This is a genomic window from Thiocapsa roseopersicina (assembly GCF_900106925.1).
Lineage (GTDB): Bacteria > Pseudomonadota > Gammaproteobacteria > Chromatiales > Chromatiaceae > Thiocapsa > Thiocapsa roseopersicina.
Map to the genome: position 1 here is coordinate 40505 of NZ_FNNZ01000022.1, position 18280 is coordinate 58784.

General features: G+C 65.4%; 21 protein-coding genes. 15 read left to right on the forward strand and 6 right to left on the reverse strand.

Annotated elements, in window-relative coordinates; all coding sequences use genetic code 11:
- A complete protein-coding gene (locus tag BLV04_RS19035) occupies nucleotides 1–1665 on the reverse strand; it encodes a SulP family inorganic anion transporter (protein ID WP_093036058.1) in 1665 nt (554 codons plus the stop codon).
- 284 nt (nucleotides 1666–1949) lie between these two features.
- Here BLV04_RS19035 and BLV04_RS19040 point away from each other — a divergent pair, with 284 nt between their 5' ends.
- The 11 genes from BLV04_RS19040 (at nucleotide 1950) to BLV04_RS19090 (ending at nucleotide 12024) form a co-directional block, all read left to right on the forward strand.
- The gene (locus tag BLV04_RS19040; protein WP_093036061.1) at nucleotides 1950–3365 is read left to right on the forward strand and encodes a form I ribulose bisphosphate carboxylase large subunit; all 1416 of its coding nucleotides are present in this window, start codon (nucleotides 1950–1952) and stop codon (nucleotides 3363–3365) included.
- 207 nt (nucleotides 3366–3572) lie between these two features.
- A complete protein-coding gene (locus BLV04_RS19045; RefSeq protein WP_093036064.1) occupies nucleotides 3573–3917 on the forward strand; it encodes a ribulose bisphosphate carboxylase small subunit in 345 nt (114 codons plus the stop codon).
- A gap of 195 nt (nucleotides 3918–4112) precedes the next feature.
- A complete protein-coding gene (locus BLV04_RS19050; protein WP_175534704.1) occupies nucleotides 4113–6584 on the forward strand; it encodes an alpha-carboxysome scaffolding protein CsoS2 in 2472 nt (823 codons plus the stop codon).
- A 91-nt stretch (nucleotides 6585–6675) separates the two neighbouring features.
- Nucleotides 6676–8391, forward strand: a complete 1716-nt coding sequence (locus tag BLV04_RS19055) for a carboxysome shell carbonic anhydrase (RefSeq protein WP_245731950.1) — start codon at nucleotides 6676–6678, stop codon at nucleotides 8389–8391.
- On the forward strand, nucleotides 8391–8663 hold the full coding sequence (csoS4, locus tag BLV04_RS19060; protein WP_093036067.1) for an alpha-carboxysome shell vertex protein CsoS4: 273 nt from the start codon (nucleotides 8391–8393) through the stop codon (nucleotides 8661–8663). The genes BLV04_RS19055 and csoS4 overlap by 1 nt, the downstream gene beginning before the upstream one ends.
- Nucleotides 8663–8959 carry a carboxysome peptide B gene (locus BLV04_RS19065; RefSeq protein WP_093036071.1) on the forward strand — a complete coding sequence of 99 codons (297 nt, stop codon included), beginning with the start codon at nucleotides 8663–8665 and terminating at the stop codon, nucleotides 8957–8959. Before csoS4 ends, BLV04_RS19065 begins: the two co-directional genes overlap by 1 nt.
- A 121-nt stretch (nucleotides 8960–9080) precedes the next feature.
- The gene (gene csoS1 / locus BLV04_RS19070; RefSeq protein WP_093036074.1) at nucleotides 9081–9386 is read left to right on the forward strand and encodes an alpha-carboxysome major shell protein CsoS1; all 306 of its coding nucleotides are present in this window, start codon (nucleotides 9081–9083) and stop codon (nucleotides 9384–9386) included.
- Between the two features lie 139 nt (nucleotides 9387–9525).
- Nucleotides 9526–9834, forward strand: coding sequence for an alpha-carboxysome major shell protein CsoS1 (gene csoS1 / locus BLV04_RS19075; protein ID WP_093036077.1), 309 nt, complete (start codon nucleotides 9526–9528; stop codon nucleotides 9832–9834).
- 54 nt (nucleotides 9835–9888) lie between these two features.
- Nucleotides 9889–10365 (forward strand): ferritin-like domain-containing protein, encoded by a 477-nt coding sequence (locus tag BLV04_RS19080; RefSeq protein ID WP_093036080.1) that lies wholly within the window; start codon nucleotides 9889–9891, stop codon nucleotides 10363–10365.
- A 12-nt stretch (nucleotides 10366–10377) separates the two neighbouring features.
- Nucleotides 10378–10647 (forward strand): 4a-hydroxytetrahydrobiopterin dehydratase, encoded by a 270-nt coding sequence (locus tag BLV04_RS19085; RefSeq protein ID WP_093036083.1) that lies wholly within the window; start codon nucleotides 10378–10380, stop codon nucleotides 10645–10647.
- Between the two features lie 312 nt (nucleotides 10648–10959).
- Nucleotides 10960–12024, forward strand: a complete 1065-nt coding sequence (locus BLV04_RS19090) for a LysR family transcriptional regulator (RefSeq protein ID WP_093036166.1) — start codon at nucleotides 10960–10962, stop codon at nucleotides 12022–12024.
- Here the strand turns inward: BLV04_RS19090 and BLV04_RS19095 are convergent.
- From BLV04_RS19095 to BLV04_RS19110, 5 genes are all read right to left on the reverse strand, one after another.
- The gene (locus BLV04_RS19095) at nucleotides 11997–12752 is read right to left on the reverse strand and encodes a cobalamin biosynthesis central domain-containing protein (protein WP_093036086.1); all 756 of its coding nucleotides are present in this window, start codon (nucleotides 12750–12752) and stop codon (nucleotides 11997–11999) included. The two genes, BLV04_RS19090 and BLV04_RS19095, sit on opposite strands and share 28 nt — an antisense overlap.
- A 61-nt stretch (nucleotides 12753–12813) precedes the next feature.
- The gene (cobJ, locus tag BLV04_RS19100; protein ID WP_093036089.1) at nucleotides 12814–14076 is read right to left on the reverse strand and encodes a precorrin-3B C(17)-methyltransferase; all 1263 of its coding nucleotides are present in this window, start codon (nucleotides 14074–14076) and stop codon (nucleotides 12814–12816) included.
- A gap of 79 nt (nucleotides 14077–14155) precedes the next feature.
- The gene (locus BLV04_RS19105) at nucleotides 14156–14407 is read right to left on the reverse strand and encodes a hypothetical protein (protein ID WP_093036092.1); all 252 of its coding nucleotides are present in this window, start codon (nucleotides 14405–14407) and stop codon (nucleotides 14156–14158) included.
- Between the two features lie 77 nt (nucleotides 14408–14484).
- Complete coding sequence (locus BLV04_RS24515) at nucleotides 14485–14655, reverse strand: PhnD/SsuA/transferrin family substrate-binding protein (protein WP_175534706.1); 171 nt, start codon at nucleotides 14653–14655, stop codon at nucleotides 14485–14487.
- Between the two features lie 74 nt (nucleotides 14656–14729).
- On the reverse strand, nucleotides 14730–15317 hold the full coding sequence (locus BLV04_RS19110; protein WP_093036094.1) for a Uma2 family endonuclease: 588 nt from the start codon (nucleotides 15315–15317) through the stop codon (nucleotides 14730–14732).
- A gap of 176 nt (nucleotides 15318–15493) precedes the next feature.
- Between BLV04_RS19110 and BLV04_RS19115 the strand changes: the two genes are divergently transcribed.
- The 4 genes from BLV04_RS19115 (at nucleotide 15494) to BLV04_RS19130 (ending at nucleotide 18211) form a co-directional block, all read left to right on the forward strand.
- Complete coding sequence (locus BLV04_RS19115) at nucleotides 15494–16171, forward strand: histidine phosphatase family protein (protein WP_093036098.1); 678 nt, start codon at nucleotides 15494–15496, stop codon at nucleotides 16169–16171.
- A 155-nt stretch (nucleotides 16172–16326) separates the two neighbouring features.
- Nucleotides 16327–16455: a hypothetical protein gene (locus BLV04_RS25935; RefSeq protein ID WP_281241870.1), complete on the forward strand. Its 129-nt coding sequence runs from the start codon at nucleotides 16327–16329 to the stop codon at nucleotides 16453–16455.
- Between the two features lie 46 nt (nucleotides 16456–16501).
- Nucleotides 16502–17482 (forward strand): glutathione S-transferase family protein, encoded by a 981-nt coding sequence (locus BLV04_RS19125; protein WP_093036104.1) that lies wholly within the window; start codon nucleotides 16502–16504, stop codon nucleotides 17480–17482.
- Between the two features lie 222 nt (nucleotides 17483–17704).
- Nucleotides 17705–18211 (forward strand): HIT family protein, encoded by a 507-nt coding sequence (locus tag BLV04_RS19130; RefSeq protein WP_093036107.1) that lies wholly within the window; start codon nucleotides 17705–17707, stop codon nucleotides 18209–18211.
- Nucleotides 18212–18280: the final 69 nt, after the last annotated feature.

The window sequence follows — 18280 nt, forward strand, 5'->3', positions numbered from 1 at the left end:
CTACCGCGGCGACATCTGCTCCAACGCAAGCTTCAAGGCAGACTCGCGATCCTCGACCCAACGATCCTCGCGCATCGCCCCGCGCAAACCCAGGTGCTCCAGACGCTCGCGCGGCTGGCCGTGAACACCGGCCATATAGACCGCTTGACCTTGGGAGAGAGCATCGCGCACCGTCGACTCCACCGCAACCGCGGTCGTCACCCCCATGTGCGGGACCTGACTCAGGTCGATGACGATCGCCTGTGCGCCTTCGAGCTTGGGACTCTGACGACTGATTGCGGCCGCGGCACCGAAGACCAGCGGACCGCTGAGGTAGAGAATCTTCACCCGACCGCGCCCCTGAGCCAGCAGCGATCGCTCCTCGCACGACAGACCGGCGCAGGGCGCCTCGTCGCGCTTGCGGCGGGCCGGCAGAACACACACGGACTCTTCCTGCACGTCGGCAAGACGCCGGATCGTCAGGACGTTGGCGACGAAGAGGCCGATCGCCACGGCCGTAATCAGATCGACGAACACCGTCATGACGATGACGCCGTAGGTGATCAAGGCACCCTTCATCGACACGCGATGAGCGCGGGCCAGAAAACCCCAGTCGATGATGTCGATACCCACCTTCACGGCGATGCCTGCAAGGACCGCCAAGGGGATGTTCGCGGTCAGTGCACCCGCCCAGACCACGACCACGGCCAGGATCGCCGCTCGGGTCAGACCCGAGAGTGCGCTCCGCCCGCCGGCCTGAATGTTCACGACCGTCCCCATGGTCGCCCCCGCCCCCGGAAGCCCGCCGAAGAGGCCCGATGCCAAGTTGCCGACGCCCTGCCCGAGCAGCTCCTTGTCCGAGTCGATCTGTTTGCGGGTCAAGCTGCCCGCGATCACGGCGGTCAGGAGGGCATCGACGGACCCGAGCATCGCCAAAACGACCGCATCGATCAGGATGGTCTGCCACTGGTCGATGGTGAACACCGGAAGCTGCAGCGAGGGCAGACCCGAGTGAATCTCCCCGATGCGACGAATGTCCTGATCGCCTAGCCACCAGACGGCAATCAAGGTGCCCACGACCAGCGCCACCAGCTGAGGCGGCAGGATGCGCTTGATGCGCGCCGGCATCAGAAACAGGATCGCGAGGGTCAGACCCGCCAGGATCGCCTCCTGCGGATCGATTGCACGGATCATCTCGGGCAGGGCCTGCAGGGTCCCGATGACCCCGCCACCCGGCGCCGCCTGACCGATCAGTCCCGGCAGCTGCAGGATGATCAGGATGATCCCGATCCCCGACATGAATCCGGAGATCACCGTGAAGGGCATCATGGTGACATAGCGCCCGAGCTTCATCGCACCGAACGCCATCTGGAACAGGCCCGCGAGCATGACGACCGTAAAGGCCATCGCCATGCCCTGCTCCGGATTGGCCGCGATCAGAGAGGCGATGACCGCTGTGAAGACCACGGTCATCGGGCCGGTCGGCTCGGAAATGAGCGTCGGCGTGCCCCCGAACAGCGCCGCGAACAGCCCGACCAGGACGGCGCCGTAGAGACCGGCCTCGGCACCGGCGCCCGATGCGACGCCGAAAGCGAGTGCCATCGGAAGTGCGACGACGGCGGCGGTCACGCCGCCGAAGAGGTCCCCGCGTAGATTGTCGAAACGGATCTCGTTGAGAACGCGCATGTAATGGCTCCGATACGGTGTACTGATCCTCAGTATCCGGACCGATGCGCTTCAACAATAATCGAAGTTTCTTAGGTCTTGCATCTGCTTTCGTCTATGAGTGAGGCCCGCAGGGTGCGTCAAGGGCAACGCGACTCAGGCGGCTTTGTACATAGACTATCGTCGATGCGATTAATAGAAATTATCGACTTTTTCCTATGTCGCCGCTTCGGTAAGGTTCACGCCAGAGTTCGAAACGGCCTCCGCAGGCGAGGCGGACAAGGCACAGACCACAGGAGCTGACCATGAGCGTGAAGACCTACGATGCCGGTGTAAAAGAATACCGGGCCATGTATTGGACACCGGACTATGTCCCCCTCGACACCGACCTCTTGGCCTGTTTCAAATGCACCGGCCAGCCCGGTGTGCCGCGCGAAGAGGTCGCCGCCGCCGTGGCTGCGGAGTCCTCGACCGGGACCTGGAGTACGGTGTGGTCGGAGCTCCTGACCGACCTCGAATTCTATAAGGGCCGCGCCTATCGCATCGAAGACGTGCCCGGCGACAAGGAGTCGTTCTACGCCTTCATCGCCTACCCGATCGATCTGTTCGAGGAAGGCTCGGTCGTCAACGTGCTCACCTCGCTCGTCGGCAACGTGTTCGGATTCAAGGCGCTGCGTCATCTGCGCCTGGAAGACATCCGTTTCCCGATCGCCTATGTGAAGACCTGCATGGGTCCGCCGAGCGGCATCCAGGTCGAGCGCGACAAGCTCAACAAGTACGGGCGTCCGCTCCTGGGCGCAACCATCAAGCCGAAACTCGGTCTTTCGGCCAAGAACTACGGTCGCGCCGTCTATGAATGCTTGCGCGGCGGTCTGGACCTGACCAAGGACGACGAGAACGTCAACTCCCAGCCGTTCATGCGCTGGCAGAACCGCTTCGAGTTCGTCGCCGAGGCCGTGTCCGCGGCGCAGGCCGAGACCGGCGAGCGCAAGGGTCACTATCTGAACGTGACCGCCGCCGACCCCGAGCAGATGTACGAGCGCGCCGAGTTCGCCAAGGAGCTCGGCCAGCCGATCATCATGCACGACTTCCTGACCGGCGGCTTCACGGCCAACACGGGTCTGGCCAAGTGGTGCCGCAAGAACGGCATGCTGCTGCACATCCATCGCGCCATGCACGCGGTCATCGACCGTCATCCCAAGCACGGGATCCACTTCCGCGTGCTGGCCAAGTGCCTGCGTCTGTCGGGCGGCGACCATCTGCACACGGGTACGGTCGTGGGCAAGCTCGAAGGCGATCGCGGCTCCACGCTCGGTTTCGTGGATCTGTTGCGCGAATCCTTCATCCCCGAAGACCGAGCCCGCGGCATCTTCTTCGACCAGGATTGGGGCTCCATGCCCGGCGTCTTCGCGGTCGCCTCCGGCGGCATCCACGTCTGGCACATGCCGGCACTGGTCACCATCTTCGGCGACGACTCGGTCCTGCAGTTCGGCGGCGGTACCCAAGGTCACCCCTGGGGCAACGCGGCCGGTGCGGCAGCCAACCGGGTGGCGCTCGAAGCCTGCGTGAAGGCCCGCAACGAGGGTCGCGAGCTCGAGAAGGAGGCACGCGAGATCATGACCGGCGCGGCCAAGCACAGCCCGGAACTGGCGATCGCGATGGAGACCTGGAAAGAGATCAAGTTCGAGTTCGACACGGTCGACAAGCTCGACGTGGGTTGAGGAGAAGCCTCCTACCGCCAGCGGCCAGCCCCCTGCCTCCAGCCCCCAGCCTCCTGCTCGGGATGACTGGGACCGTAATCCGAGTCCGCCCGGCGAGGGCCGCAAAAGCGGTTTTCGGCGGTGCAAGAGCCGGCTGACGGCAGGAGGCAGGAGGCTGGAAGCTCTGACACTCGAACCCAACGCATTCGCACAACGAGGACCGAAACCATGCCGTTCCAAAGCACCACGGGCGACTACCAAACCAAGCGCACCCTGGAGACCTTCGGGTTTCTGCCCCCGATGACCCAGGAGGAGATCTTCGATCAGATCGCCTACATCATCGCGCAGGGTTGGACGCCCGGTATCGAGCATATCCATCCCAGCAAGGCCATGAACCACTACTGGACCATGTGGAAACTGCCCTTCTTCGGCGTATCCGATCTGGCCCAGGTGGTGAGCGAGCTCGAAGCGTGTCATCGCTCCTATCCGGATCACCATGTCCGCGTGACCGGCTACGACAACTACACCCAGAGTCAAGGCTCCTGCTTCGTGGTGTTCGAGGGTCGCGGCTGATCGCAAGTCCGACGGCAGTCTAGGTCCGGCGGTGCCTCCGTGTGCCGCCGAGCCGAAAGGTGCCGAGCACCCGAGATCCAGTGTTTCAACACCGAGCGGGCGGCGCGATCGCCGAGCCGGTGATGCAAACGGCGACAGGGCTCTGTCCCGCTGCGGCAATCACCGCTCATGCGCTCCACGTCCAAGGGAACGACCATGCCCAGCAAAGCGAATCTGAGATCGAGCGGCCGCGAGGCGGCCCTGGCACGTCGCCGTGCCGTGTCCACTCAGGGCAAGCGAACCAGCGTAGCCCCCGGGGCGGCCGAGCGCAGCCGCACGCCCGAGGTGGCTTCGGTGCGTCGCCCGACGGCATCGCAGGAGCAGGCTGCTCCGGCTGCCGCGGCGGAATCGGTGTCGAGCACAGGGTGGGGCGGCGTCGCATCGGCACCTTCCATGTCCAGGGTCGTCTCGTCTGCTCGGCGGGTTCAGGCTCCGGCATCTGCAGCCGGCACCAGCCGCGCGGAGGCCAAGGCTCGGCGCGAGGCACTGTCCAAGGCCGGCAAGCGGGCGGATCGCAGGGCGGATCGCACCCGCGTCCCCGCATCGAAAGCGCCCTCGCCGAACGCATCGGCCAAGGTCGCTCGCAACGACGGTTCGGACTGCGGTTGCGGCTGCGGCGGTCACCCGGAGACGACGGACAAGCGCGGCTCCATGGCAGATGCGGCGCGTCTGTCGTCGGATCGTCGGGGCGCATCGTCTCTCGGCACTGCGAGCAATCCGTCGACCAACGGAACGCGACGCAGCGCCAAGCGCGTCACTGCCGTCAAACCCACGGGACGCATGCTCGCACTCGCACGACGCTCCGCCACGTCCGGGCGCGGCAAGGCCGCGGTCAATATCCCAGCGACCACGGCGAGTCTCGCGCGACAGGCAAACCCGCAGCTGTCCGGGCGCGATCTGGCCCAGACCGTTCGCGCCCATCGCAGTGCCGCAGGCTCGGCCGGGACACGCAAGGTACAAGCGACGGGCAGGGTCAGACCGGGGCGCGAGCGTCTGGTCGGCGGGGCGGAGGATCAGCCCTGGAAGGTCGGTCTGAGCGAGACCGCACAAGGTCAATTCGTGACCGGCACCCGGGTCGGTCGCAGTCGCTCGGTCACGGGCGACGAGCCGAGCGTGTGTCGCGAGGTCACTGGCACCGAATACATGGGTGCGGAGATCTTCCGCGAGTTCTGCAAGACCGAGCCGCCCAAAACGACACCGAAGGTCCACGTCACCACGACCAGTCACGGCAACGCCGTGACCGGCAACGAGGTGGGGCGCTCGACGAAGGTGACGGGCGACGAGCCCGGGACCTGCAAGACCGTGACCGGTACCGAGTATCTATCGTCCGAGCAGGCCAGCGCGTTCTGCGGTGTTCAGTTGACTCCGAACCCGCGTCAGACCGGGCGCACCCAGACCACCGGCGGTCGTGCCGTCTCGGGGGTTCTGCCGGGCCTCTCGCCCAAGGTCACGGGCAACGAGCACGGCGCGGGGATCCAGCCGACCGGCAGCCAGTACATGTCCTCGGCCAACGGCGACCTGCCCGATCTGAAAAAGGCGCCGCCGAAGGTCAACCTGACGCAGACGCTCGGCGGCGGCTCCGTGACCGGCACCCGAGTCGGGCGCAGTGCGAAGTTGACCGGCGACGAGCCCGGCAGCTGTCGGCTGGTGACCGGCGACGAGTATGTCGGCGCCGAGCAGTACAAGGAGTTCTGCGGCATCCAGCCGGCCCCGATGGAGGCACCGAAGGTCGGGCTGTCCTCGACGCCGAAAGGGCTGATGGTCTCCGGCACCCAGACCGGTCGCTCGGGTCGGGTCACGGGTGACGAGCCCGGCACCTGCAAGGTCGTCACAGGCACGCCCTATGCGGGACTGGAGCAGACGGCGACCTACTGCGCCCCGGAGCAGCAGCGCCTGATCGCCGAGCGGATGCGCCCGATGGCTGCGGCGATGGGGGCGCGGATGACCGGCACCCAGCCGGGGATCGGCGGGGTCATGACAGGTGCCTCCAGGGGTGCTTGCGAAGAGATCAGCGGGACGCCCTATGTCGGCGGAGACCAGTACGAAGAGACCTGCGGAAGTGCTGCACGCCCCGGCGACAGTGACTTCCCCCAGCTGCTGCCTCAACCGATCGAGGCCGCGCCCTGGCAGAGCTTCAGCGTCGAGTCGCCGGCACGGCAGGCGTTTCAGGCGAGCCAAGGAAGCGGCGTGACGGGCACCCTCTACGAACAGGAGGGGAGGATTACCGGCCCTTTCGGGATGGGCACGGGCAAAATCACGGGCACTGAGCAGTTTCGCTTCGACCGTGGCCCGTCCGTGCCGGTAAATCTGTTGCAGATGGCGCCCGCCGAGACGACAGGAGTCGATGCGTCACCCGCAGCGGTCCGCTCCCGTGTGACGGGCGAGGGCCAAGCCGCCGGGACCAAGATCACAGGAGACGATTGGGAACGCGGCGAGCGTGTCACCGGGACCGAGGGTCCGTCCGCACGGCGCCGCAACCCGACCCGCCCGGGTCCGATGGCCGCGATGGCTGCCGTCAAGCCTAAGCGAAACGAGGAGCTTCCTGCGCCGGTGAGTCGTGTGACCGGGGCCAGCGGCAACACGGATCGCGGTTCGCTCATCACCTACTCGGGTGGAGCGAGGGGCTAAGCCCTTGCACGAGCAACCGACCCGAGGGATCGGGTCTGCACGACCGAACCGAGCTCAAGTCAACACCGGAATCTGACGAGACAACGAGGTCATGTCGAAACAACGCCGTCCAGCCCGAGCGAGCCTGATCTGGGCCTCCGCATCCGCGACCGCCGCGCCGGCCTACCAGCCGCGCGTTCAAGGCGAGTCCGTACCGGGCGCGTCGACGGCGATTGCGGAGCCGGCAACGCAGGAGCCGACAACACGGGGTTTGGCCAAGCCGGGACCGACCGAGCGGACCGCGACGGCACGTGCGCCCCGGATGCGTCCGCGGCCCCCGGCCCAGGTAGCCGGTGCCGCTAAGCGCTCGGCACGCCAGACCACGCGGGCCGTCGGTGCGGAGACAATGCGTGGGCGCGTTCCGGGTCCAAACGGGCTCCATCCGCTCACGGATCTCGACGGCAACGCACGGCTGCAGTGCTACGAGGACCGGGTCAAGGCGGCGTTCGATCGAATCGTACCCGTGCTCAAGCAGATCTCGGCGCTCCAGCACGAGTCCGATTTCGAGCAGCACGCGCAGTCGATCGCCCGGGCAGAGCTGGGATTCGATCTGCCCGAGCACATGCTGGCGGATGCGTGGGTGACCCAGCTCGATCTGCGGCGTCTGTTCGCCTGGTGCGTCTTCGAGACCTACCGTCGGATGGCGGACGACTTCTTCGCGAACGACCCGCTCGGCGGGCGCGAGGTCCATGCCTTCGACCGCTTTATCCAGGACTGCGGCTTCCATCAGCTGGATGTGACGCCCTGTGCGGACGGACGACTGGCCCATGCGATCAGCTACGTGCTGCGTCTGCCCTTCGGCGCGGTGCGGCGCAAGCCCTACGCCGGCGGACTGTTCGATGTCGAGAACACGGTCTCCAAGTGGGGCGAGGTCGAGCTCGGGCGGTTCCGCGAAGGCGTGCCGAACACCGCGGATGCGCCGACCCGTTATCTGAAGACGGTGATCTATCACTACAGCTCGGTCGATCCGCACCATCAGGGCTGCGCGGCCCACGGATCGAACGATGCGGCGGCGGCGCAGGCCGCGCTGGACCGACTCCTGGCCTTCCGCCAATCGGTCGAGAACGGTTTCTGCTGCGGTGCCTCGGTGGCGCTGCTTCTGATCGGGATGGATACGGACACGGACGCCATCCGGGCGCATGTGCCCGACGGCGAGGGCCGTATGGATCTGACGCAATCGGTCGATGCGATCAAGGTCTACGCGATCACCCGAGACTTGGAGCCGACCGCAGCGCGTGCGCGGGTCGCCGAGCTGGTCAAGGCACACGCCCCGGCAACCGCCGATCCGGGCATGCTCCGACTGGTCGCACGGCTGATCGAGAACAACCTCTCGCAGATCGACTATGTGCGACAGGTGCACGGCGGACGCTACGCGGATGCGGGTCACGCCGAGCGTTTCGTGGGTGTGGGCATCGGGTTCGAGGAGATCCAGCTGCGCAACCTGACCTACTTCGCCTATTTGTACACGGTCGAGGAAGGGGCGGCGGATCTGGACGTGGGGCGCAAGATCTTCGGCGGGCTCAATGTCTCACGCGGTCTGCCGATCCCGATCGTCATCCGATTCGATTATCACGGCGGGGTGCCGGGTGCGCGCGAGCGCGCGGCGACACGCTGTCGACGGCTCGATGCCGCGCTCGCCGACCGCTTCGCCGATCTCGACGACCGGGGTCTGCTGCACCGCCTGCTCGTCGTGCGCGACAGCGACGCGGGCACCGGCATCGAGGTCGTCGGGAGCTCGCTGGACGCGCAGATGTCGGGAGGACACTGATGAAGATCTGTCAGGTGGAGCGCCCCTTGGTCTCGACCAACCGGATCCCGGGGTTCGAGCACAAGCACCTCTTGGTGGTGCGCGACGGGAGCACACAACAGGTCGCGGTCGATGCGGTCGGCTGCGTGCCGGGAGACTGGGTGATCTGTGTCGGCAGCTCCGCGGCACGCGAGGCGGCCGGCAGCAAGGAGTATCCGAGCGATCTGACCATCGTCGGCATTATCGATCATTGGCCGCCCGAAACGGGTGCCGGGTCGCGAGGTGCAGGCTGATGGAGATCAGGCAGGTCATCGGCTCGCTGGTCTGCACGCACCGGATCACCGGGCTCGGACATTGGGATCTGCGGCTCCTGCAGGACACGAAAGGCAAGCACTACGTCGCCACCGACCCGGTGGACGCCCGACCCGGCGACTGGGTCTTCGTGGTCAGCGGATCAGCCGCCCGGTATGCGATGGGAGACGCCGGGATCCTCACCGACCTGACGATCGGCGGGATCATCGATCGCTGGGAGGAGGAGCGAGCAGCGGCGGTCGAACCGACCGCCCTCGCCACTGCCCGAGCGGCGTGAGGGTATGAATCCGGTCGGGATGCCCGGCGTAGTCGGCCTCGACGAAGAGTTTTGAATCTGGATTGAAGATGATCGGGCAGCATCGCCCGCGGCGACTTGGTACACAGAGGAGATAGAAACGATGGCAAACGAAAAATTCGGAATCGCGCTCGGCATGATCGAGACCCGCGGACTGGTCCCCGCCATCGAAGCGGCGGATGCCATGACCAAGGCCGCCGAGGTGCGCCTGATCGGGCGCGAGTTCGTCGGCGGCGGTTACGTGACCGTCCTGGTGCGCGGCGAAACGGGTGCGGTCAACGCCGCCGTGCGTGCCGGCGCCGACGCCTGCGAGCGCGTCGGCGACGGCCTGGTGGCGGCGCACATCATCGCCCGCCCGCACCGCGAGGTCGAGCCGATCCTCCCCGTCGGCGGCCCGGCCGTCGACTAATCAAAGGTCAGCAAGACGCGAAGACCAAACAGCCGGTGGCTGATAGCTAACAGCTAATAGCTGATAGCCACCGGCCAAAAGCAAATCGCGACACACTTCATCAACGATCAACACGACACTTAACGATTGGAGAGCACAGATGGCCAGTGAAAGCTACGGGATTGCATTGGGGATGATCGAGACGCGCGGCCTGGTGCCCGCCATCGAAGCGGCGGACGCCATGACCAAGGCCGCCGAGGTGCGCCTGATCGGGCGCGAGTTCGTGGGCGGCGGTTACGTGACCGTGCTGGTGCGCGGCGAGACGGGCGCGGTCAACGCCGCGGTGCGTGCCGGTGCCGATGCCTGCGAGCGGGTCGGCGACGGTCTGGTGGCTGCGCACATCATTGCTCGCCCGCACCGCGAGGTCGAGCCGATCCTGAACCGGACCCTGCCGGCAGCGGCCGACTGATCGAGAGGCGTCGAGCCATTGGCCGCTCGATACGGGCGGCAAGGGTGTTGAAGCATGAGACACGCACGCATTCATCCTCGTACCCTTGGCTATCTCGGTCGTGCCTTGAGCTTGGAGCTGTCAGCTGTCCAGCAGTACATGACCCAGGCCTCGCTCGCGGAGGCTTGGGGCTTGCCGGAGGCCGCAAGGCGTCTGCGCGAGGAAACGGTCGAAGAGATGCAGCATGCCGAGCGCATCATCCAACGCATGTTGGCGCTGGGCGTGGCACCGAACGGCTCGCACCTGCGTCCGGCCGGCGTCTCGCGCAATCTGGTCGATCTGTTGCTTCAGGACTCGGTGCTCGAAGGCGAGATCGTCGCACTCTATCGCGAGGCGGTGATCTTCTGTCGACGCGTCGGGGATCGGGAGAACGGCGACTTCTTCGAGGCACTCCTGAACGAGGAGTCCGCCCACGCCCGCGAGATCGATGACTGGCTGGCCTCGCTTGGTGTCCCGCGCTATCGTGACCCCTCGGAACGCGCCTACTTTTAAGGGATCCCCGTCATGAATCAAGGCTGGAACGAACGTCAGCGGCCCGTTCGTCTCGAACGGCGTTTGGAGTTTGCCGAATACGAGGCCACCCGCGACTTTCTGGATCGGGCGGCGAGCCTCTCGGAGCGTCTCGCGATCTATCCGGACATGAGCTTCGGGCGGACCTACGTGAACATCACCTTACATGCCGAGGACGACGCGACCGAAGTGGGAGAGGCGCTTCGGCAATTCGCCCGCGAGATCGATGCGCTGCTCAAAACCGAGAAGACCCTCGATGAGTAATCAAGACCCCAAAGAGACCGCGCCCGGAGTCGCCCCCGAAGCCACAAAGGCGCCGACCGATCCGCCAGCGACCTCGGCCGCGCCGCGCACGACCTCCACCAAGCCGAAAGCGGCCTCTCGACCCACCGCGGCCGGCTCGACAACCGCTCCGAGGACCGAGAAGGCCAAGATCGCGCTCCGTCCCGCGGGGGTCGCAGACCGGCAGCGCGCATCGGTTAAAACCACGGCAATACCAAGCGCTGCGCAACGGTCCCGGCGTGTTTGGCCGGACTGAACGCCTATCGGACCATCGCGCGTGAGCAAGGCGACAGGATGACCGCAGCGAACCTAGCCCAGAAGGCCTCTCCCCAAAAAGCCTCGCCCCAGAGCGAGGCGACGGGTCGCTTCGTGCGACACGCCACCTTGCGTCAGCTTCAACTCCTCGAGGCCATCGTGCGCCTGGGTAGCTTCACGCGCGCCGCCGAGGAGATGTTCCTGACCCAGCCCACCGTCTCGATGCAGATCAAGAAGCTGACCGACACGGTCGGCACCCCGCTGTTCCTGCATGTCGGTCGCAACGTCGAGCCGACCGATGCCGGCCGCGAGGTCTACACCGCGTGCCGCACCATCCTAAGCACACTCACGGACCTCGAGATCAAGCTCGCCGATCTCAAAGGACTCAAAAGCGGGCGCTTTCGTCTCGGGGTCATCACGACGGCCAAATACTTCGCCCCCGAGATCCTGGGCGCCTTCTGCGAGCAATTCCCGGGTATCGACGTCTCGTTGAAGGTCACCAACCGCACCCGGATCATCGAGCGGATGGACGCGAACGACGACGACCTCTACATCTTCGGCGAGCCCGGCGGCGCGGGCCTGGACGTCGAGGCCACCTATCTAGCCCCCAACCCCTTGATCGTCCTCGCGCGCAGCGACCATCCCCTGGCCCGCGAGACCGGCATCACGATGGAGCGGCTGGCGCAGGAGCGGTTTCTGCTGCGCGAGCCGGGCTCGGGCATCCGCGACTCGGTGGTGCGCCGCTTCGCCGAACGAGGTTTGCGCCCGAACGTGCGCATGGAACTCGGCAGCAACGAGGCGATCAAGCACGCCATCATCGCCGGTCTGGGCATCTCCGCACTCTCGTTGCACACACTCACGCTCGACGGGGGGGCCGGGCGTCTCGTCATGTTGGACGTCGAGGGCTTCCCGATCGAGCGGACCTGGTATCTGGTCCACCCCAAGTCCCGCGAGCTCTCGACCATCGCCAAGGCATTCCTCGCCTTCTCCGTCGACCGCGAGCCCGAGATCCGCGCCTCGCTCGATCGCACCTACGAGACCCTGCGGAACCCGCCGGCACCCCAACTGCATGCGGGTCACGATTCCGAACCGTCCGGTCGATAGACGACCAGACGCGGCCCCAAGCGCGCCTTCAGCGCAGGATCGATCCCCTCGCGGGTCACCCAGAGATAGGCACTCGCCTCGCCCGCCCGGTCCCAAGAGCCGACCGGGTCCAGATTGTCCGGGAGCGGTCGATCCGACGGCCACCACTCGCGTCCGCACGCCTCCTCGATGACGACCACGCGCTCGCCGTTGACGACGGCCGCCGCGGCATGCGTCAGGGCCTCGCGATCCGCCTCGACCCGCCAACCCAGCTCACGCCCCAGGAGATCGACCGCGATCGTCCCCTGGACATCGGACGACGTGGTGAGCACGGCCTTCGCCCCGAGCAGAGCGGCGATCCGTTGCGCGCTCGCATTGGCACCGCCGAGGTGCCCGGACAGGATAGGGATGACGAAGCGCCCGGCCTCGTCGATCACCAGCACGGCCGGATCGCGCGTCTTGTCCACCAGCAGGGGCGCGATGAGCCGCACGACGATACCGGCCGAGGCGATGAAGACAAGCTCCGCGCGGTCGACGAAGAGCCGAGACATGCGCGCGGAAACCGGTTTGTCGATCGATTCGACGCGTACGGCATCGTTCGGCTCGAGCGCCGCACGGAACCGCTCCGGAACATGCACCTCGACCGCCCCGGAAACGACCCCGGACGCCGCCATCCGAGACGCAAGACGCCCCGCCAGCACGGTGCCGCCCCGGGTCAACGCGAGAATCGCCGTACCGCTCCGATGCAACGCAGATCTCCTTGCCGGTGGAGTTCGAAGGCGTCGGTCCGCGACCACGACAGCGCCTATCTCAGCCGACGCGGTTTAACCTAAAAGGAGTAGTTGAACCGCAAAGGATCCGACAGAGCGTTTCGCCCCGGGCATCCTGAAACCATGCCCCCTCCCCGCTCGGCAGGCTGACGCTGTAGGCCCCCGCAAGCGCCGAGCGGGGCAGCGCGACCCGCCAGCCCGAGCCTTCGATCCCGATGCTGTCCGGATCGGCCTGGACCCGAGCATCCGCGAGACTCAGCTCGACCGAACCGCCACCCGGCGATCGCATGCACAACGTCGGATTCCGCCAGCCGAGTGCCTCGTCCAACAGTGCTTCCGGCACTTGCTGAGCGACGACACGCCAAGGCGCGATCGGCGCCTCGGACAAGGCATCCAGGATCTGGCTCGGGCTCGCATCAAGCGCCCGACAGGCCGCATCGACGCCCTCGCTCAACGCGGTCTCGACCAAGGCACGGCGCCAACCCTCGAGTCCGCTCGACAGCGAGACTCGTGCCGTCTCGCCGGGACGCGCCGCCCCGTCGGCCAACCGATACTTGAGCCCGTAACCCCGCGGCGTGACCATGAGCCCCGCACGCACGAAGGTGCTCGAGTTGCCGATGATGAGGTTGGTCAACATGCTGACCTCGCCTTCGGCAATCTCGGCCAAGGTGGTCAGCCGCACGTCCTGGCGTTGGCGATAAGCGGCACGCACGACGGCGACCGGCGTCTGCGGATCGCGATGGCGCAGAAACAGATCACGCGCCTCTCGGAGCTGATCGGGCCGGCGACTGCTCTTGGGGTTGTAGAGCGCGGTGACGAAATCGGCCCGCGCCGCAGCCTCCAGACGCCGGGCGATCACCGGCCAAGGGGTCAGCATGTCCGAGAGCGAGATGGCGCAAAAGTCATGCGTCAATGGCGCGCCGACCAAAGAGGCACAGGAAGAAGCCGCGGTCACGCCGGGCACCACCTCGACCGCGATCCCGGTGTCCGGCGTCCACCCCTGCTCGAACAACAGCTCGAAGAGCGGGCCGGCCATCCCGAACACACCCACGTCGCCGGAGGAGACCAGCGCGACGGTCTGCCCCGCCTGCGCCAGCGCCACGGCCTCGCCGCAGCGGTCCAGCTCCTCGGCCATCTCGCGCACGATGACCTGCTTGTCCTTCACCAAGTCGGCGATGAGCCGGACATAGGTCCGATAGCCGACGACCACGTCCGATGCCGCGATGGCCGCGCGTGCACGACACGTCATCTCGGCGATGTCGCCGGGACCCAAGCCCACCAGGTAGATCTTTCCGTTACTCATCGAGACCTCGGCCGGTTTGACGGGGGCGCGGCGACCCTGCAATGTCGAAGGGGCCCGGGAGCCGCTGAAGGCAGGCAGGTCATGTCCCCGGGTCTCGCGGCCCGTAGACCCGATCCATGGCCTCGTCGATGCACTCCCACATCTCGTTTTGATGGAGCCAAACGGAGTCGGCGTTCCTGAGGATAAACTCATCCACAGGCAGGCCGTCGATCGTCGGCGGACGCGGGACACGCTTCTGCTTGCCGTTCATGAACACAATCATGGTCGCTTCACGTCGTCGTTTCTTCGCCGCCTTCTCGGCCGGGGTGAGCTTGCGCTTCGGTTTGGCCATCGGATGCGGTGGATTGCTTCGACAGGGTGCGGCATTTTATCCGATCACGGATCCGCGTACCCGCCGCACGACACTGCTCAGATCGAGGCGACATGGAGCCGATCGGCCCGCATCGCCGCGATCCGAGCCGCGTTCGACGGCACCGGGAAGAACTGGACACGCGTGCCGGTCTTCTCTTCCATGTGCTTCGGGAAGCCCTCACGGACCCTCGCATAGACCGCCGGATCCTCGGCAGGCGTGTGGGCGATGTGACCGTTCTTTGACGGCGCAGACGATCACGTGGACAACCGACAAGCGGCGAGCGTGGGGCCGCAGCGAGCGGTCAGGCGGTATCCGCAGCCTCGGTCTGCACAAACACCACGTCCTCGTACAAGGCATCGAGCGGACATTCAAAGCCGATCGACTGCAGGACCAGCCGCCCGTTCTCCGGCACCGGATCGAGCAGCCAACCCTCCGGACGGCGGCGGAACACCTCGCAGGAACGGCTGCGGGAATCGACCAAGACGTATTCCTCCAACGACTCCAGCCGCCGGTAATCGCCGAACTTGGCACCGCGGTCGTAGCCCTCGGTGGACTCGGACAAGACCTCGATGATCACGCGTGCATGGCGTTTGGCCAAGGGCTCGGCCGCGTCCCTGGTATCGCAGGTCACGAAGACGTCCGGGCAGAAGAAGGCGGACGCCGGCGCGACGCGCAGCTTCATGTCGGCGATATAGACCCGGCACGGACTGCCGCGCACATGCGCGCGCAGCAACGCGAAGACGTTGCCGGCAATGGTCGCGTGCTCCTCGGTGGCACCGGCCATCGCGAAGACCTCGCCGGCGACGTACTCATGGCGAACCGGCGCGACAGCCTCGCCCGCGAGATACTCCTCGACGCTGATGGACCCTGCTTCGGCAAGATCAGGCATGGACCGGCTCCGCAGTTGTTCGGCGATCCAAGAGTATAGACGCCGTGGATCGGGGTACCGCAAGTGCGGTGGAGCTATGGTCTGTCCCTGAGGTATCCCGGATTCCGTATTGGGCTTTTCGATCCGAGAAGGCGACCGCAGTTAGTGAATACCGAAGAACCCAGTGAGAAACGACCATGCCGACCCGACTTTTTCTGGTTCGCCACGGTGCAACCGAGCTGACTGCCGAGGATCGCTTCTCGGGCGCGACCGACGTGCCGCTCTCCGAGGAGGGCCGCAAGCAGGTCGAGAATCTAGCCAGCCGCCTCGCCGACGAGCCGCTTGATGCCATCTATGCGAGCCCGATGGGGCGCACGGTGGAGACGGCGCGGATCCTGGCTAGGCCTCATGGCGCCGAGGTTCGCGTCGAGATTGAGTCGGCGCTGCGCGAGATCGATTACGGACACTGGGAGGGCAAAACACGGGCAGAGGTCGAGGCGCAGTACGGCGACGAGTACGACAATTGGCAGGAAGACCCGCTCACGATCGCGCCGCGAGATGGTGAATCCGGCGTGCAGGTGCTCGCGCGGGCGTTACCGGTTGTGCGCCGAATCGTTGAGCAGCACGACCAAGGCTCCGTCCTGGTGGTCTGTCACAAGGGCACCAACCGACTTCTGATCAGCAGCCTGCTGGGTTTCGACGCCCGCGGCTATCGCGATCGGTTGGATCAGAGTCCGGCGGCGTTGAACATCCTCGATTTCGTTAGCCCGGTACGGGCACGTCTCAGGCTCTTCAACGACGTCTCGCACTACGAAGGTGTTCCCGACCGCACCTTTTCACAACGACTGTCGCGCTGGTGGTCGCCGCGTAGTTGATCCTTGCAGGGCCCGGGGAAAGGGTCGTCCCCGGATTGACTCGGCACCTGACCCAGCGTGGCAATCGTCGCCGGCAGACCTTTTTCTCCGAGCAAGACGCCGACCTCGTTACGGATCCGTTTCATCGGCACATACGGATCGGCCGACTTTCGGGCTTGGGCGATTTCATCACGCGCGTCGAGGCAAACCTCGGGCGGGTGCTGCGACCGCAGAAGCCAGGTCCCAAGCCAAGCAGCAGCGACACCCGCACGCGCGACATGTTTGCCGCCTTCGGCGAAGAATGAGCTAGAGAGACTACCCCTGCAATGCCCCTATCATTTAGAGGACACTATGACTGATGCCGATATAGACACGGGTGAATTCATCCGCTGGGAATCCGGCTTCCGGAACTGGGTGACGCCGGACGGCAGCCCTGGGCCGTCCGGCGAGGGCGGCTTCGAGGCCGAGCCTGGCCGCTATCACCTTTATGTGTCATACGCCTGCCCCTGGGCCCATCGCACGCTGATCTTCCGAGCCCTGAAGGGCCTGGAGGATGCGATCTCGGTATCGGTCGTGCATCCGGTGATGCCGCCGGAGAGCTGGGTGTTCGGCGACTATCCCGGCACCACGCCGGATCAGGTGCACGGCTTCGACACGCTGCGTCAGCTCTATGAGCACAGCGCGCCGGGCTTCGATGGCGTGGTCACCGTGCCGGTGCTGTACGACACACAGGGTGACGTCATCGTCAACAACGAGTCGGCAGAGATCATCCGCATGCTGAACAGCGCCTTCGACGCCTGGGGACGCGCCGACCTGGACTTCTATCCGGCGGAACTGCACGAGGAGATCGACGCCGTCAACGCGCTGGTCTACGAGAACCTCAACAACGGCGTCTACCGGACCGGCTTCGCAACGACGCAGAGCGCCTACGAGGTGGCCTTCGATCGGCTGTTCGAGACGCTCGACGCGCTCGAAGCCCGACTCGCACGACAGCGCTACCTGGTCGGCGACCGGATCACGGAGGCGGACTGGCGCCTGTTCACGACCCTCGTGCGCTTTGACCCCGTCTACCACGGCCACTTCAAATGCAATCAGCGGCGCCTGGTGGACTATCCGAGCCTCTGGGCCTACACACGCGAGCTCTATCAGGTCCCCGGCGTTGCGCAGACCGTGAACATGGACCACATCAAGCTGCACTACTACGGCAGCCACAAGCAGATCAACCCGAACGGCATCGTGCCGAAGGGGCCGGCGCTGGACTTCACCGTGCCCCACGGGCGCGATTGGCTCGGCGGCGGAGGCAGGCCCGATGGAGAAAAGGGGGAAAAATGAAAGGAAGGGATAAGAGAAGCCAGTGAGCCCGGACCATGGAGGCACGCGAGCGCTCGCATGAAGGGATCCCCGCTCCTCATCAGGTTCCGGCAAAATTCAAGACCCGACACCGCGCCCCGATGCCTCCGATAGGTTTCACAAGCGCAAACGACACTCCGGCGCCATATCCTCGAAGCGTACGCGGCAACACGACATAACCCAATGACCTAATGGGCGGCTAGTATGAGCAGTAACCCTTCAGAACAGAATTGCTACTTTTGCAGAGTTTCAAGGGGCGAAGCCGACCCCTTTATCTTTGAAAACCGGTCTTTTGTGGGAATCTTCGACACTCACCCGGTGAATCCAGGGCACGCCTTGATGATCCCAAGAAGGCACGTCGTATCCCTTTTTCATCTGATTGAACAAGAGCAGGAGGACTATTTCGACGCTGTTCGCGGAGTCAGGGCTGCTATTGAAGCCACTGACCTGAAACACCTTTACCTAAACATGCTCGGCCGGGATGACCTCAAAGACCGGCCCAAAGACCATATCGAGTCAGTCTTAAAGCTGGATTTCCTGGGAAACAAGCCTGATGCATACACTGTCGGCAACAACGATGGAAGAGAAGCCGGAAGAAGCATTGACCATTTACATATCATTCTTTTGCCGCGGTATCGCGGAGATGTCGAGGACCCTAAAGGCGGTATTCGCAACGTGATACCAAGCAGAGCAAACTATCCGAGAAGATGAGCGTTGGAAAGGGTGCAGAACAAAAAAGGGGGGTGAATGCCTGTCACCTCTGGAGCCGGCCAACGCAGG